The following is a 14,050-nucleotide window of genomic DNA, read 5'->3' as shown; positions in this document are numbered from 1 at the left end:
TTGGCCGCGATTTGTTGGCGAATTTTTTCTAACTTCGACTGAAAAAGTAGAATAAAGCTATCGATCCGTCTAATCAGTTGTTCTTGTAAATTCGATCGGAATTGGTTCTTAATGCACACATGACGCTGGACCAGTTGCGCATTTTCGTTGCCGTTGCCGAACGCGGCCATATGACCAAGGCGGCAGAGCTTTTGGGCATCTCCCAGTCGGCGGCGTCGGCCGCCATCCGCGCGCTCGAAGAGCAGCATGGCGTTCATCTGTTCAACCGTGTCGGCCGCAACATCGAGCTGGCTCAGACCGGCCACCGTTTCCTGCCCGAGGCCAAGGCGGTGCTGGAACGCGCCGCCGCCGCCCGAAATGTGCTGGAGCATGTCTCGCAGACGGTCGCCGGCAGTCTGTCCATCGCCGCCAGCCTGACCATTGCCAGCTACTGGCTGCCGCGCCGGCTGGCCTCTTTCCACGAGGCCTACCCGGCGGTGCGCTTGAGCGTCAGCATCGGCAACACCAGGCAGGTCGAGGCCAACGTGCTCGATGGCACCGCCGATCTCGGTCTGGTCGAGGGGCGCACCGAGTCAGACATCCTCCGCCGCACCAAGGTCGACGTCGACAGGTTGATGCTGGTCGTCGCCGCCTCGCATCCCGAAATCGCCGAGATCGCGCCGGGCCGCCCGGATATCAGAGGGTTGCGCTGGATCATCCGTGAGGGTGGTTCGGGCACGCGCGAGGTGCTGGAGGACCTGGCCCGCCGCGAGGGGATATCGCTTGGCGACCTGCAGATATTTCTGGTGCTGCCGAGCAACGAGGCGGTTCGCCAGGCGGTCGAGGCCGGCGCCGGCGCCACCATCATCTCGGACCTCGTCGTCGGACGCGCCGTCGCCGAGGGCAGTCTCCGGTCGGTGCCGCTCGAACTGCCGAAGCGCGACTTCGCCATGATCACCCATCGTGACCGCCAGGCAAGCCTGGCCCAGATGGCGCTCAAGGCGCATCTCGGCGCTGAGGGCGGGAACCGCATCGTGAGCTCTAGCTAAACTTCCGCTGTGCATCCAGCGCCAGGCCAAGGCCGACCGAACCGAACATGTCGCCCTCGATAACGGCGGCTTGCGGCACCAGCGACAGGATTTCGCGCCGTGCCAGCGGGATGGCGGTCGAGCCGCCGGTGAGGAACACGGCGGTGATGTCGGACGCTTTCACGCCAGCATCGGCAATCGTCTGCCGCACCGTAGCGGATACCCGCTCGATGTCGGCGGCGATGGTCTCTTCCAGGCCGGTTCGCGAGATCTCGGCGGCGAAATGCGCGCCGGGCAGCGCCACCGTTACATCGGCCGAAGCCTGATCCGTCAGCGCGATCTTGGCTCGTTCGACGAGGCCGGCCAGCGCATGGCCGTAACGGTGCTCGACAATATGGATGAAGCGGTCGACAAGGTCGGCGCGGACGGCCTCGAAGCGGATTTGCCTCAGATGCGTCATCGCCTTGGCGGTGTAGACGAGGTTTATGCGCTGCCACGTCGCGAGATCGATGAAATAGCTCGCCGGCAGGTTGCGCTTGCCGTCTTTTGTCGGCGTCAGGTAGCCGAGCTTGGGCATGACATGGTCAATGCTGAGCAGCCGGTCGAAATCGGTGCCCCCAATATGGATGCCGCGATTGGCCAGGATATCGTCCTTGCGGTCGCGTGAGCGGGCGCGTTGCGGCGAAACCCGCACGATCGAGAAGTCGGACGTGCCGCCGCCCATGTCGACGATCAACGCCAGTTCCTCGCGCTTCACGTCCTGCTCATAGTCGAGTGCTGCCGCAATCGGTTCGAACTGGAAGGCGATGTGCTTGAAACCTTGTGCGCGCGCCGCCTTTTCAAGCTCGCTTTGCGCCTTGGCATCGGCTTCCACATCGTCGTCGACAAATTGCACCGGCCGGCCGAGCACAACGTTCTCCACCGGAGCGCCGGCATCTTCCTCAAGCCGCTTCTTCAAATGGCCGACGAACATGCCGACAATGTCGATGAAACCGATCTGCCGGGCCTTGATCCGCGTCTTCTCATGCGCCAGCGAACTGCCGAGCACGCTCTTCAGCGACCGCATCAGCCGGCCTTCGATGGCATCGGTGTAGTCGGCAATGGCGCGGCGGCCGAAATAGGTGTGACCGTCCTCGAAGTTGAAGAAAACCGCGCTTGGCAATGTCGGCTGTTCACCTTCCAGCGCCACCAGCCGTGCCTGGCCATTGCGGATCACGCCCACCGTAGAATTGGACGTGCCGAAATCGATGCCGCCAACTGCCTGGTGCATTGCAGCCTCCTGTCATTGGGTCGTCGCTGTGGCAGGCGTCCGCAAGACGCGCGCCGTCCAGAGGCCTGACCGTTCTGCCGAATGATTGTGCGTGTTACCCGAGGGTTGGGAGGCGGCGGTCTATCGCAAGACTGAGAAAAGGGGAACCCCTTTTCCCCGGAAATGGGTCCTGCGCGTCAATCCCTGCGGAAAATCAGCCTGCCCAGCCAGCCGGTGATCATGGCCAGCGACACGGAGAAGACGCCGTAGAGAAACGAGTAATCATGCGCGACGCGGAAGATCGACTGTTCGAAGCCCGATTTGCGGATTTCGAGCTGGGCCGAGCTTTCCTTGAGGAACAGACCGCTCTTGAACAGGAACGCGCGGGCTTTATGGGTTCCAACCGGGACGTTGGGCGCCAGCCGCACCGTGGCGCGAAACAGGTTCTGCGACAGGAACTGCACGCCGCCGACATTCTCGCTGTAGAGGCCGGTCGCCGCCTTGCGCTCGCGCAGCGCCACGGTGAATTCCTCGATCGTCGCCGGACTGTCGGTTACGTCGGCCGGTTGCATGTAAAGGTTGGAGGCGCCGAGCGACAGCTGCTTGTAGCTGTTGGGTTCGGTGATGTCCTGCAGCGGCCGTGTCGTGGCGACGGAGTAGGAGACCGGCACGTTCTCGAAGGTCTCCGATTCCAGGTTGACCCAGACGCCGAGCACCCGGTCCTTGCGGCGCACCACAACCGGCCGCGGCGGCCCTTCGAGCACGACGATGACGTCATAGCGCCCCTGCCGCGCGACCAGCGGGTCGGGGTTTTCCAGCGAACCGAAAATGGTCAGGTCGGCGCCGGAAAAGCCGGCGGTGATCGATACGGCGTCCGTGGAGAGACCGATCTGGATGCCTTCCGGCAAGGGGTTCGGCGATTGCGCTGCCGCCGGCAGAGCGAGGGCGAAAAGCAAAGCGGTGGCCGAAAAAATCCCCCACCGCGGCATCAGTTCAGGCCCGCGGCGGTCAGCGAATAGAGGTTTGGCGGCGTGACGAAGAGATCGATGGCAAGCCGGATCGCGACCGCCAGCACCAGCAGCGCCAGCAGTGCCCTGAGCTGTTCGCCGCGCAGCTTCTGTCCTGCCTTGGCGCCATATTGCGCGCCGGCAACGCCGCCCGCCATCAGCAGGAAGGCAAGCATGACGTCGACCGTCTGGTTGGTGGTGGCGTGGACAAGCGTGGTGTAGGCCGAGGTGAAAATGATCTGGAACAGCGAGGTGCCGATGACGACGTTGGTCGGCACTTTCAAGAGATAGATCAGCGCCGGCACCATGATGAAGCCGCCGCCGACACCCATGATCGACGACAGGAAGCCGATGCCGGCGCCGAGCCCCAGCACCGGAATGACGCTGACGAACAGCTTCGAGGCCCTGAAGCGCATCTTCAGCGGCAGCCGGTGGATCCAGTTGTGCTGGCCGGATTTCTTCAAGACCGGCGCCACACCGCTGCGCGTCGCGCGCAGCGCATTGACGCTCTCGACCAGCATCAGCCCGCCGACGGTGCCAAGCAGCACGACGTAAAGCAGTGAGATAAACAAATCGAGCTGGCCGAGCCGACGCAGGAAGGCAAAGACAAAGATACCGCCGGTCGAGCCGACGATGCCGCCGGCCAGCAGCACCCCGCCGAGCTTGAAGTCGAGCGTGCCGCGCTTCATGTGCGACAGCGCGCCGGAGAAAGAGGAGGCGATAACCTGGTTGGCGCCGGTAGCAACGGCGATTGCCGGCGGGATGTTGTAGAAGATCAAGAGCGGCGTGATCAGAAAGCCGCCACCGACCCCGAACATGCCCGACAGGAAACCCACCGCCGCGCCCATTGCCAGCAGCACGAAGACGTTGACGGAAATTTCCGCGATCGGGAGATAGATGCCCACCCGTCAGTCTCGATCAGTTTGCCTGTCGGCGATTGCAGCCATTCCAGGGCATTGTCGCACCGAAAAGCCAATTCTTTCTTGCACCGCCGGGGCAGTGGGATCAGACCCCGCCGCCCTACCGAAACAAAAAACATCTCAAGCAGTTAACAGGCAAATGTATGGCAGGGCGTCGCGTTAGCGACGCATCTGCCGTTATTTGTGCGCCAGCAGCGCCTTCACCAGCTTTTCGTCGATTTCGCCGGTCGCCTGCATCTTGTTGTCGGTCTGGAAAGCCATGATTGCGGTCTTGGTCTTGCCGCCCATCACGCCATCGGCGCCGCCGGCATCGTAGCCGTTCTTGTTGAGGATGAGCTGGATGTTCTTGACCGCCTTCTTCATGTCGACGCTGGCGGTGGTCTGCGGCGTGCCTTCCTGCCAGGATTCAGGAATATCGGCCGAGTTGGACGCCGGGTCGAGCGGCTTCGGCTTCCACAGTTCCGTGGCGGCGCGGGCCCGCTCCAGCTGTTCGGGGCGCAGCGCAGTGGCGACTTCGTCGCGCTTGGCAGCCGCATCCTTGTCGCCGGTCTTGGCGACGAGCGCGAACCATTTGTAGGATTCCTCCAGGCTCTGCTTCATGCCGACGCCCTTTGCCGCCAGGATGCCGAGATTGAACTGGCTGTCCTTGACGCCGACATCGGCCGCCGCCTGAAACCAGTGCGCGGCCGATTCATTGTCGGTCACGCCGTCGGCGGCCATGGCAAACAGAACGGCCAGGTTGTGCATGGCGCTGGCATTACCCTGCGCGGCGGCGAGCTGGTAGAAGGTCTTTGCCTTCTTGACGTCGCGCGTGACGCCGATGCCCTTCTCGTAGAAATTGCCGATGCGGTATTCCGCCGGTGCGAAGCCGAGCTCGGCCGACTTTTCGTACCATTTGGCCGCTGCCGCCATGTCTTCCTTGACGCCGCGCGATTCAGCATAGCGCGAACCGAGCTCGAACAGCGCCTTGGCGTCACCGCCGGCAGCCGCGTCGCGCAAGGCTTGCGGGCCTGCATCGGCCGGAACGTCTATCTTGGCCACGACAGCTGGTACCGCGGCATCAGCCGGCGGAACGGCGCCGGTAGTATCCGAGGCCGTCGTATCCGAGGCCGAGGGCGCCATGACGGCGGCCGCAGGCTGCGCGTCGGCAGCCGCCGGTCCCGCAGTGGCGGTGGTCGGCAGCATTGCATTTGGCGCGGGGGCCGGATCGGCCAGAGCCATCGGCGCTGGCGCGGGCTCCACCGCCGGCACTTCGGGCCCGGCGACCGAGGCCGCATTCATTGGCGCATCGTTGCCGCCTGCTGGCTCTGAGGGCTCCGCCTGCCTGACGATCCGGGCCGGCGCGTCCTGCATGGTCACCTGCGCATCTGCCTTGGGTTGGCTGGCAGCGTTGACCGAGGCAGTCTCGACCGGCTGCGAGGCGACGATCGGCGCTGTATCGTTGCTTGCGACCTCGACCGGGTCGGCGAAGAAGGCCTTGCCCAACTGGAGGCCGGCAAGCGCCAGCATGATCGCGACCGCTCCCATCAGGATCGGCTTGCGCCGCGCCTTGAGCAGGTCGCCGATACGAAGCGCCTTGACCGGGCCCTTCATGGTAGACTGGCGTTTCAACGCGTCGGCCTCGGCGGCCGCGGCCTGCGCCGCGCGCCTGGCCGCGGCAATGAAGTCGGATTTCGACGCATCGCCGGAGTTTTGGCGCACCGGCGGGCCGCGCTCGTCGCGCACGCGCTTCATGATGGCGTTGAGGTCGGGCGCGCCGGAGCCCGGCTCCAACGGTCGGTTGGCGAGCTTCGGATCGAGCGGCTCGTCGAGATCGACGCTCGGCATGTCGACATTAGGCCCCGAGCCGGCAAGCGGCGGCATGTCAGCCGGCTTCTTGCCCCTGAAGGCGCGCGCCAATCCACCGAACAGCGACTTCTTGGCCGTGCCTTCGCCTTTCTCGGCAATCCTGTCGGAACCGAGCGCTGCCTGGGCAGCGGCCGCGGCAGCCTCGGCTGGCGAGCGCCGCACTGGTTCGCTGCCCATGACCGGGTCGCTACGCGTACCCAGGTCGCTACGCGTACCCGGGTCGCTGCGCATATCCGGCTCGCTGCGCATGATGGCGGCGGCGCGGCCGTCCAGGTCGGCCATGTCTCCGGTCAGCGGCAGCGGCTGGTCGATATCCATCGACGGCGCGTCCTGCACCGAAATCTTGGAGGCGCGTGCAGCGCGGGCCCGCCGCGCCGGCTCGGCCTGGGCATCCAGAAGCTCGCTCACCGCCTCGGCCGGTTCGCTGGTCTCCAGCGAGCCCAGACGATCGACGATCTTGAGCAACGTGTCGTGGATAGCCTCGAATGTCCGTGAATTGCGCTCGTCCGAACGGCGCGTCAGCGCTTCCAGCGTCTTCAGATCCTGGGCAAGGCCGGTAACGGCCGCGGTGTTGGCGTTGGAATCTGCCAGCGAGCGCACGGCGCTCTCGGCCGCTTCCCGTGCCGCGCCCATGATGGATTCGCGGGTTCCAGCCAGCGACTTCTCGATTTCGTTGAGGCGCGGGCTGATGTCCTCGAATTCCGGCAGCGGCGTGCCGGGCTTCGACAGATGCGCCGATAGGCTGGAGACCTGCGCCTCAAGGCTGCGGATCAGTGCCGGATCGATGCCGGCGACCTGCGCGGCCGACGATTCCAGCCGGCTTGAAATGTCTTCGAGCCGGCTTTCCAGGCCGCGGATCGCCGCCTCGTTGGCAGGATCGGGAATGCGCGTCTCCATGCGTTGAGCGAGCGCGGTGAAGCGTGCGTCGATGGCGTCCATGATGCCGGCGCTGTCAGCCTGCGGCTGGCGCTGGTCCAGCCGGTCGGCAACCTCGTCCAGCCGCCGCTCGAGATCGCGAAACAGCATGTTGCCCTGTTCGATGGCGTCGCCCTGCCGACGTTCCATCATGCCCGACAGCACGTCGAAGCGCTGTTCCAGACCCTGGAAGATATAGTCGGCGTCGGGCATGGCCGGGGCGCGGTCGATCTTGTCGGCGATCATCGCGATCTGCTTGCCGAGGCGCTCCATCGCCTGTTCCGGCAGATTGGCGCGGCCGGCAAGCTCGTCGACCCTGTTCGACAGCGTGCTGAGACGGTCGAGAACCTCGCCGCTCGGACGAACCTGCACGACTTCCTCGATCTGCTGCGCCAGCGAGGCGATCCGCTTCTCGATGCGTTCAAAAGGTTCGGGGTCGAAGGAATTGGCCTGTGCGGCGACGGTCGAGGCGACGATGGCGCGCGAAATCTCGTCGAGCCGTTCGTCGATCAGGCCAAGCGTGTCGCCGCCGCGGTTGCTCTGCTGGCTGACGAAATGATCGACGGCGCCGGCAAGCGTGCGGACCTTTTCTTCCATCGAGCGCAGCGACAGCGATTCCGGCAGATTGTGGACGGCATTGCTGATCTGTTCGAGCCGGTCGGTCAGGGCCGAAAATCCGGGGCCGTCGGCGCGGTTGCGCTGGTCGGCGTCGACACGGTCCTCGAACGCGCTCCAGCGGCGGTCGAAATCGTCCCAGCGGCGGTCGACCTTCAGCACGCTTTCCTCGCGCGCCAATGTGTCGAGCGCCGTCTTTACCTGCTCGAGCTCGAGCCGCAGCATGTTGACGCTTCGGTCGTCGCTCTTCTCGGCCAGCGTCTGGATGGCGCCGGACAGCCGCTCGAATTCGACGCCGAGTTCGGCGCTGCCCTTGCCGGGCAAGCCGCCTGCCTGACCACCCGATTGGTTGCTCGCCTGGAAGGCCCGTTCGATGTCCTTGCGCAACGCGGCGAATTCGCGCTGCAGGCCGGCCGTCATCTGATGGCGCAGTTCCTCGCGCAGGCCGCGCAATTCGCCGGCGATCTTGCCGACCACGGCGACGCTGTCTTCCTGGCCGCGCACGCGGTCGATGTCGCGCGCGATCGCCTGATAGTTCTGGTCGAAGCCGGCCGGCCCGGCGCCTTTCGGCCGCGGCGTGGGCTGCGGGTCCTCGTACCAGCGCGGCGGGGCGTAGGGCTGGGCGCTTGCGTAGCGCGGCTCTGCCGGCGGCCGGCGCGGATCGAAGCGCTCGGCGGCGTCCTCGCGCTTGCGCTCCAGCCGCTGCTCCAGCGTTTCCAGCGAGCGGTTCAATTCATCAAGCGTGGTGTTCGGCCTGCGCGGCCTGCCGGCGTTGAGTGTATCGAGATAGGACCGCTTGCTGTTCATCGATGCGTCCGTTTTCAGAATGGCTGGCTTGCTGCCAGTTTCCCAAGTCCTTGTCGGGAACGAAGGCGGCCGCGCGGCACTGCTGCGGCGGAAGACGAGCTTCCCGGGCCAGGCCCGCTCTCCGAAAAACCGTGAAAAATTCGCTACAGGATAAACACGGGTGACCGACATCCGCACATTTCACCCATCGTGGTAAACAAGGTGTTAACCAAGCTTAAGAAGTTACGGCATTGCTGAAATACAGGCGGTGCCCGTTCGGACCCGGCGCCGGGGGTGCGGCATAAGGTTTCGCAATCCCAGAACGCCCTTGCGTCATGCGACGGCTATCGTTATAGAATTGACGTAAACGTAAGAGGGGCGCCGTTCGTGCCTTTTGCGATGAATTAGTTGAAACCACGACTGGAAGCATGCCCCCGCTTCCACTCAGGCGTTGCAAGGTCCGAGACCGCGATGCCACGACAGGGGAAAGCCAGTGACTATGAAACTTGTTTCGCCCGGCGAAGCCGCGGCCAACACCAACAATATGTCTGCCGAAGCCAGTGAGGAGCTCGTGCGCATCGGCGAGATGGCCAAGAAATACGGCGTGACGCTGCGCACGCTGCGTTTCTATGAAGACAAGGGCCTGCTCAATCCGAAACGCGATGGGGCAACGCGCCTCTACACGCGCCGCGACAAGGCGCGGCTGAAGCTGATCCTCCTCGGCCGCAAGGTCGGGTTCTCGCTGCGCGACGTCAAGCAGATGATGGATCTCTACGATCCCACGGGATCCAACACCAAGCAATTGCGGCTGGCTCTCGACAAGTCGGAGAAGCAGCTAGCCCGCCTGCAAAAGCAGCGCGCGCTGATCGACGACGCCATCAACGAGCTGAGCGGCTCGATGTCGGCCGTGCGCCAGATGCTGTCCGAGCGTTCGGCCCCGGCCAGCGCCGCCAGCTGATTTCGCTCCGCAGCTCCCGGCGAAAGCTTTGAACGGAAGAGCCGCGCGGCCGCCCGCGCGGCTCTTTTTGTTTGACCCCCCTCGCTTTGCACAAAGCCATGCACCGCTCGTGCCGATAGGCTGGCATAGGTAAATTTTGTCCCGGCGACAAAATTGACGTTTACGCAAACGTCAATTTTTGCTATCCCGCTTTCAACATTGGCCCGCATGCCGCCCCAACCTCATGTTTCGGGGCTCGATCTCGCGGCCAAGACCCGCATGGTGGAGGAAACACATGCCGATCTACAGGGCGCCGGTCCAGGACACGCTGTTCGTGCTCAACGAGGTGCTGGGTTATCAGCGCTACTCCAACCTTCCCGGATTTGCCGACGCGACGCCCGACGTTGTCGAGGCGATCCTCGCCGAAGGCGCCAAGCTCGCCGAAAACGTTATGCATCCTCTGAACCGCGTCGGTGACATGGAAGGCTGCGTGCGCCATGAGGACGGCTCGGTGACGACGCCGAAGGGCTTCAAGGAAGCCTACGACCAGTATCGCGAAGGCGGCTGGATGGGACTGGCGGCGCCCGTCGAGTTCGGCGGCCAGGGGCTGCCCTATGCCGTGCACACCGCGGTTGCCGAATACATGGTTTCGGCCAACATGGCGCTGATGATGTATCCCGGCCTGACGCAAGGCGCTATCGCTGCGATCATCACACACGGCACCGACGAGCAGAAGGCGACATGGCTGCCGAAGCTGGTCGAGGGGTCCTGGACCGGTACCATGAACCTGACCGAGCCGCATTGCGGTACCGATCTCGGTCTGCTGCGCACCAAGGCGGTGCCGAACGGCAACGGCACCTACAAGATCTCAGGCCAGAAGATCTTCATCTCGGCCGGCGAGCACGACATGTCGGAAAACATCGTCCATCTCGTGTTGGCCCGCATCGAAGGTGCGCCGGCAGGCGTGAAGGGGATCTCGCTGTTCATCGTGCCAAAGCTGAAGCTCGATGCCTCGGGCAATCCGGGCGAGAAGAACACGCTCTCCTGCGGGTCGATCGAGGAGAAGATGGGCATCCACGGCAATTCGACTTGCGTCATGAATTATGACGAGGCCGAAGGCACGCTGCTCGGTGAGGCCAATGGCGGCCTGAAGGCGATGTTCACGATGATGAACGAAGCCCGCCTCGGCGTCGGCCTGCAGGGCCTGTCGCTGTCCGAGATCGCCTACCAGAACGCGGTCTCCTACGCCAAGGACCGGCTGCAGGGCCGCTCGCTGTCGGGCGCCAAGGCGCCGGACAGACAAGCCGATCCGATCATCGTCCATCCCGACATCCGCCGCTCGCTGATGACCATGAAGGCCTTCAACGAGGCCGGCCGCGCGCTGGCGCTGTGGACGGCGATCAAGTCCGACATCGCCCACCGCTCCGCCGACGACAAGGATCGCCAGGCGGCCGACGACTATACAGGCCTGCTGACGCCGGTGATCAAGGGCGTGCTCACCGACAAGGGCTTCGACCATGCCGTCATGGCGCAGCAGGTGTTCGGCGGCCACGGCTATATCGAAGAACACGGCATGAGCCAATTCGTGCGCGATGCCCGCATCGCCATGATCTATGAAGGCGCCAACGGCATCCAGGCGCTCGACCTTGTCGGCCGCAAGCTTGGCCTGAATGGCGGCCGCGCAGTGCAGGCTTTCTTCAAGGACGTCGGCGAGTTCTGCGAGGAGAACCGTGCCGACGAGAAGCTGGCGCCGTTCACCAAGGCGTTGAAGAAGGGCCTCAACGATCTGCAGGCGGCGACGATGTGGCTGGTGCAGAACGGCATGGCCAAGCCCGACAATGCCGGCGCCGCATCCACCGACTACATGCATCTCTTTGGCCTTGTGGCGCTCGGCTACATGTGGGCGCAGATGGCCAAGGCCGCGCTCGGCAAGACCGGCGCCAATGGCTCCCAATCTGTCCACGAAAATGGGGCTTTCTACGACAACAAGGTGGTGACGGCGCGCTTCTTCATGGAGCGGATCATGCCCGAGACATCGGCACATCTCGCCCGCATTTCCAGTGGTGCGGACACGCTAATGGCGCTGCCTGCGGAAGCGTTCTAGAAATGGCTGGCGTCCCCCTCCCCCTTGAGGGGAGGGTGGCCCGAAGGGCCGGGAGGGGTCCTTGCGTGCAGTGCGCCGGCTGGTTGGCGCTTTGGTAGGAGATGATCGCAATGCCCCAAACCCGCGTCAATTCCGAAGATAAGGTCGAGCACGTCATCGGCGACCCCACCCGACCGCTTCGCGGCCACCCTCCCCTCGAGGGGGAGGGGGACGTTGGCGCGGGAGAAACGGCATGACAAATCCAGCCGAAGTGCTCTCCTTGCCGAAGCCCGCCTGGGCGGCGGACGAAGTCGGCATGCTCTACGACATGGCGCATCGCTTCATGTCGGAAGAGATCGCGCCGCGCTACGACGAGTTCGAGAAGAACGAGATGGTCGACCGCGAGAGCTGGCGCAAGGCAGGTTCCGCCGGCCTGCTCTGCGCCTCGATGCCGGAGGAATATGGCGGCTCCGGCGGCACCTTCGCGCATGAGAGCGCCATCATCGAGGCGATCGGCCATGTCGGCGTCGACGGTTTCGGCATCGGCCTGCACAATGCGATCGTTGCCCCTTACATCCTTCATTACGGCTCCGAGGAGCAGAAGAAGAAATGGCTGCCGAAGCTGGCAACCGGCGAACTGATCGGCGCCATCGCCATGACCGAGCCGGGCGCCGGCTCCGACCTGCAAGGCGTCAAGACGCGGGCCGAGAAGGACGGCAACCAGTACAAGATCAACGGTTCCAAGACCTTCATAACCAACGGCCAGCTGGCCAATTTCATCATCGTCGTCACCAAGACCGATCCGGCCAAAGGCGCCAAGGGCACCTCGCTGATCGTCGTCGAGGCCGACGAGGCCGAAGGCTTCGAACGCGGCCGCAACCTCGACAAGATCGGCCTGAAGGCCAACGACACGTCGGAGCTGTTCTTCAATGATCTGCGCGTGCCGACCTCGAACCTGCTTGGCCACGAAGAGGGACAGGGCTTCATCCAGCTGATGCAGCAATTGCCGCAGGAGCGCCTGCAGATCGGCACCGGCGCGATCGCCATGATCGAGCGCGCGCTTGCTCTGACCATCGACTACGTCAAGGACCGCAAGGCCTTCGGCAAAGCGATCATCGAGTTCCAGAACACCCAGTTCAAGCTCGCCGAACTGAAGACCGAGGCCACCATCGGCCGCGTCTTCTACAATGATTGCGTCACCCGCCACATCAATGGCGGGCTGGATCCGGTGACGGCGTCGATGGCGAAATACTGGCTCTCGGACCTGCAGGGAAAAGTCGTCGACGAATGCCTTCAATTGCATGGCGGCTATGGCTACATGAATGAATATCCGATCGCCCGCATGTTCCGCGACGCCCGCGTCCAGCGCATCTACGGCGGCACCAACGAGATCATGAAATTGCTGATCGGCCGCTCTCTCTGAGAGCGACGTCGGCAAAGCAAGGAGCAAGCAAATGGCTGAAGCTTATGTCTATGACGCCGTGCGCACACCGCGCGGCAAGGGCAAGAAGGATGGCTCGCTGCACGAGGTGCCGGCGGTGCGGCTTGCGGCCAGGACGCTTGAAGCGTTGCGCGACCGCAACGGCCTCGACACTGCAAACGTCGACGACATCATCTTCGGCTGCGTCGATCCGGTCGGCGAAGCCGGCTCCGTCATTCCGCGTGCCGCCGCCTTCGAGGCCGGCTACGATAACAAGGCGCCGGGCATGCAGATTTCGCGCTTCTGCGCCTCAGGCCTCGACGCCATCAATTTCGGCGCCGCCAAGATCGCTCAAGGCGCCGACGAGATCGTCATTGCAGGCGGCGTGGAATCGATGTCGCGCGTCGGCATGGGCGCCTCGGGCGGCGCGTGGTTCATGGACCCGTCCGTCGGCCTGCCCGGCTGGTTCGTGCCGCAAGGCATTTCGGCCGACCTGATCGCCACCAAATACGGTTTTTCGCGCGACGACGTCGATGCCTATGCGGTCGAGAGCCAGAAGCGTGCGGGCAAGGCCTGGGCCGATGGCCGTTTCAAGAACTCCGTCATACCGATCAAGGACCAGAACGGCCTCACCATCCTCGATCATGACGAGCATATGCGGCCGTCGACCGACATGCAGTCGCTGGCCTCGCTCAACCCGTCCTTCGTCATGCCTGGCGAAATGGGCGGCTTCGACGCGGTCGCCGTGCAGAAGCATCCGGAAGTCGAAGAGGTCAACCACGTCCACCATGCCGGCAACTCGTCCGGCATCGTCGATGGTGCGGCCGCCGTACTGCTCGGCTCGAAGAAGGCCGGCAAGACGATGGGCCTGAAGCCACGCGCCCGCATCCGCGCCTTTGCCAACATCGGCTCCGAGCCGGTGCTGATGCTTACCGGTCCGGTCGACGTCACCGAGAAGCTTCTGAAGCGCGCCAAGATGAAGCTGTCGGATATCGACCTGTTCGAGCTCAACGAGGCCTTCGCCTCAGTGGTGCTGCGCTACATGCAGGCATTCGAAATCCCGCACGACAAGATCAACGTCAATGGCGGCGCCATCGCCATGGGCCATCCGCTCGGCGCCACCGGCGCGATGATCCTGGGCACGGTGCTGGACGAGCTCGAGCGCCGCGATTTGAACACCGCTCTGGTGACGCTCTGCATCGGCGCCGGCATGGGCACCGCAACGATTATCGAACGCGTCTGATTTTCGGCCGGAAGGAGAGA

At 64.1% G+C, this 14,050-nt stretch carries 9 protein-coding genes; 5 read left to right on the top strand and 4 right to left on the bottom strand.

The features are described from left to right. Positions 1 to 119 precede the first annotated feature (119 nt). On the top strand, positions 120 to 1,028 hold the full coding sequence (locus NKI10_RS04255; protein ID WP_023696707.1) for a LysR substrate-binding domain-containing protein: 909 nt from the start codon (positions 120 to 122) through the stop codon (positions 1,026 to 1,028). Here the strand turns inward: NKI10_RS04255 and NKI10_RS04250 are convergent. The 4 genes from NKI10_RS04250 to NKI10_RS04235 form a co-directional block, all read right to left on the bottom strand. After that, a complete protein-coding gene (locus NKI10_RS04250; protein ID WP_352858835.1) occupies positions 1,021 to 2,277 on the bottom strand; it encodes an Hsp70 family protein in 1,257 nt (418 codons plus the stop codon). The genes NKI10_RS04255 and NKI10_RS04250 overlap by 8 nt on opposite strands. Before the next feature lie 176 nt (positions 2,278 to 2,453). After that, positions 2,454 to 3,245: a TIGR02186 family protein gene (locus tag NKI10_RS04245; RefSeq protein ID WP_352858833.1), complete on the bottom strand. Its 792-nt coding sequence runs from the start codon at positions 3,243 to 3,245 to the stop codon at positions 2,454 to 2,456. Continuing rightward, positions 3,245 to 4,168 (bottom strand): sulfite exporter TauE/SafE family protein, encoded by a 924-nt coding sequence (locus tag NKI10_RS04240; protein WP_352858831.1) that lies wholly within the window; start codon positions 4,166 to 4,168, stop codon positions 3,245 to 3,247. The genes NKI10_RS04245 and NKI10_RS04240 overlap by 1 nt, the downstream gene beginning before the upstream one ends. A 192-nt stretch (positions 4,169 to 4,360) precedes the next feature. Further along, entirely contained in the window at positions 4,361 to 8,368 is a 4,008-nt protein-coding gene (locus tag NKI10_RS04235; RefSeq protein ID WP_352858829.1) for a peptidoglycan-binding protein, read from the bottom strand. Between the two features lie 478 nt (positions 8,369 to 8,846). On the opposite strand from NKI10_RS04235, the gene NKI10_RS04230 reads away from it, so the two are divergent. The 4 genes from NKI10_RS04230 (at position 8,847) to NKI10_RS04215 (ending at position 14,030) form a co-directional block, all read left to right on the top strand. Then, complete coding sequence (locus NKI10_RS04230; protein ID WP_023669610.1) at positions 8,847 to 9,305, top strand: MerR family transcriptional regulator; 459 nt, start codon at positions 8,847 to 8,849, stop codon at positions 9,303 to 9,305. A gap of 274 nt (positions 9,306 to 9,579) precedes the next feature. Further along, positions 9,580 to 11,388 (top strand): acyl-CoA dehydrogenase, encoded by a 1,809-nt coding sequence (locus NKI10_RS04225; RefSeq protein ID WP_023681963.1) that lies wholly within the window; start codon positions 9,580 to 9,582, stop codon positions 11,386 to 11,388. 232 nt (positions 11,389 to 11,620) lie between these two features. Beyond that, entirely contained in the window at positions 11,621 to 12,790 is a 1,170-nt protein-coding gene (locus tag NKI10_RS04220) for an acyl-CoA dehydrogenase family protein (RefSeq protein ID WP_023681961.1), read from the top strand. Positions 12,791 to 12,821: 31 nt separating this feature from the next. Continuing rightward, complete coding sequence (locus NKI10_RS04215; RefSeq protein WP_023669613.1) at positions 12,822 to 14,030, top strand: acetyl-CoA C-acetyltransferase; 1,209 nt, start codon at positions 12,822 to 12,824, stop codon at positions 14,028 to 14,030. The last annotated feature ends 20 nt before the right edge of the window (positions 14,031 to 14,050 follow it).

This window comes from Mesorhizobium sp. M0802, assembly GCF_040320115.1.
Classification (GTDB): Bacteria; Pseudomonadota; Alphaproteobacteria; order Rhizobiales; family Rhizobiaceae; genus Mesorhizobium.
Note: the sequence above shows the minus strand (reverse complement) of the source record. Positions and strands in the feature narration are given on the sequence as shown.

Bases quoted from the DNA above. Each gene is read 5' to 3' on its own strand.
- NKI10_RS04255 (WP_023696707.1), top strand. From the start codon at position 120: ATGACGCTGGACCAGTTGCGCATTTTCGTTGCCGTTGCCGAACGCGGC.
- NKI10_RS04250 (WP_352858835.1), bottom strand. From the start codon at position 2,277: ATGCACCAGGCAGTTGGCGGCATCGATTTCGGCACGTCCAATTCTACG.
- NKI10_RS04245 (WP_352858833.1), bottom strand. From the start codon at position 3,245: ATGCCGCGGTGGGGGATTTTTTCGGCCACCGCTTTGCTTTTCGCCCTC.
- NKI10_RS04235 (WP_352858829.1), bottom strand. From the start codon at position 8,368: ATGAACAGCAAGCGGTCCTATCTCGATACACTCAACGCCGGCAGGCCG.
- NKI10_RS04230 (WP_023669610.1), top strand. From the start codon at position 8,847: ATGAAACTTGTTTCGCCCGGCGAAGCCGCGGCCAACACCAACAATATG.
- NKI10_RS04225 (WP_023681963.1), top strand. From the start codon at position 9,580: ATGCCGATCTACAGGGCGCCGGTCCAGGACACGCTGTTCGTGCTCAAC.
- NKI10_RS04220 (WP_023681961.1), top strand. From the start codon at position 11,621: ATGACAAATCCAGCCGAAGTGCTCTCCTTGCCGAAGCCCGCCTGGGCG.
- NKI10_RS04215 (WP_023669613.1), top strand. From the start codon at position 12,822: ATGGCTGAAGCTTATGTCTATGACGCCGTGCGCACACCGCGCGGCAAG.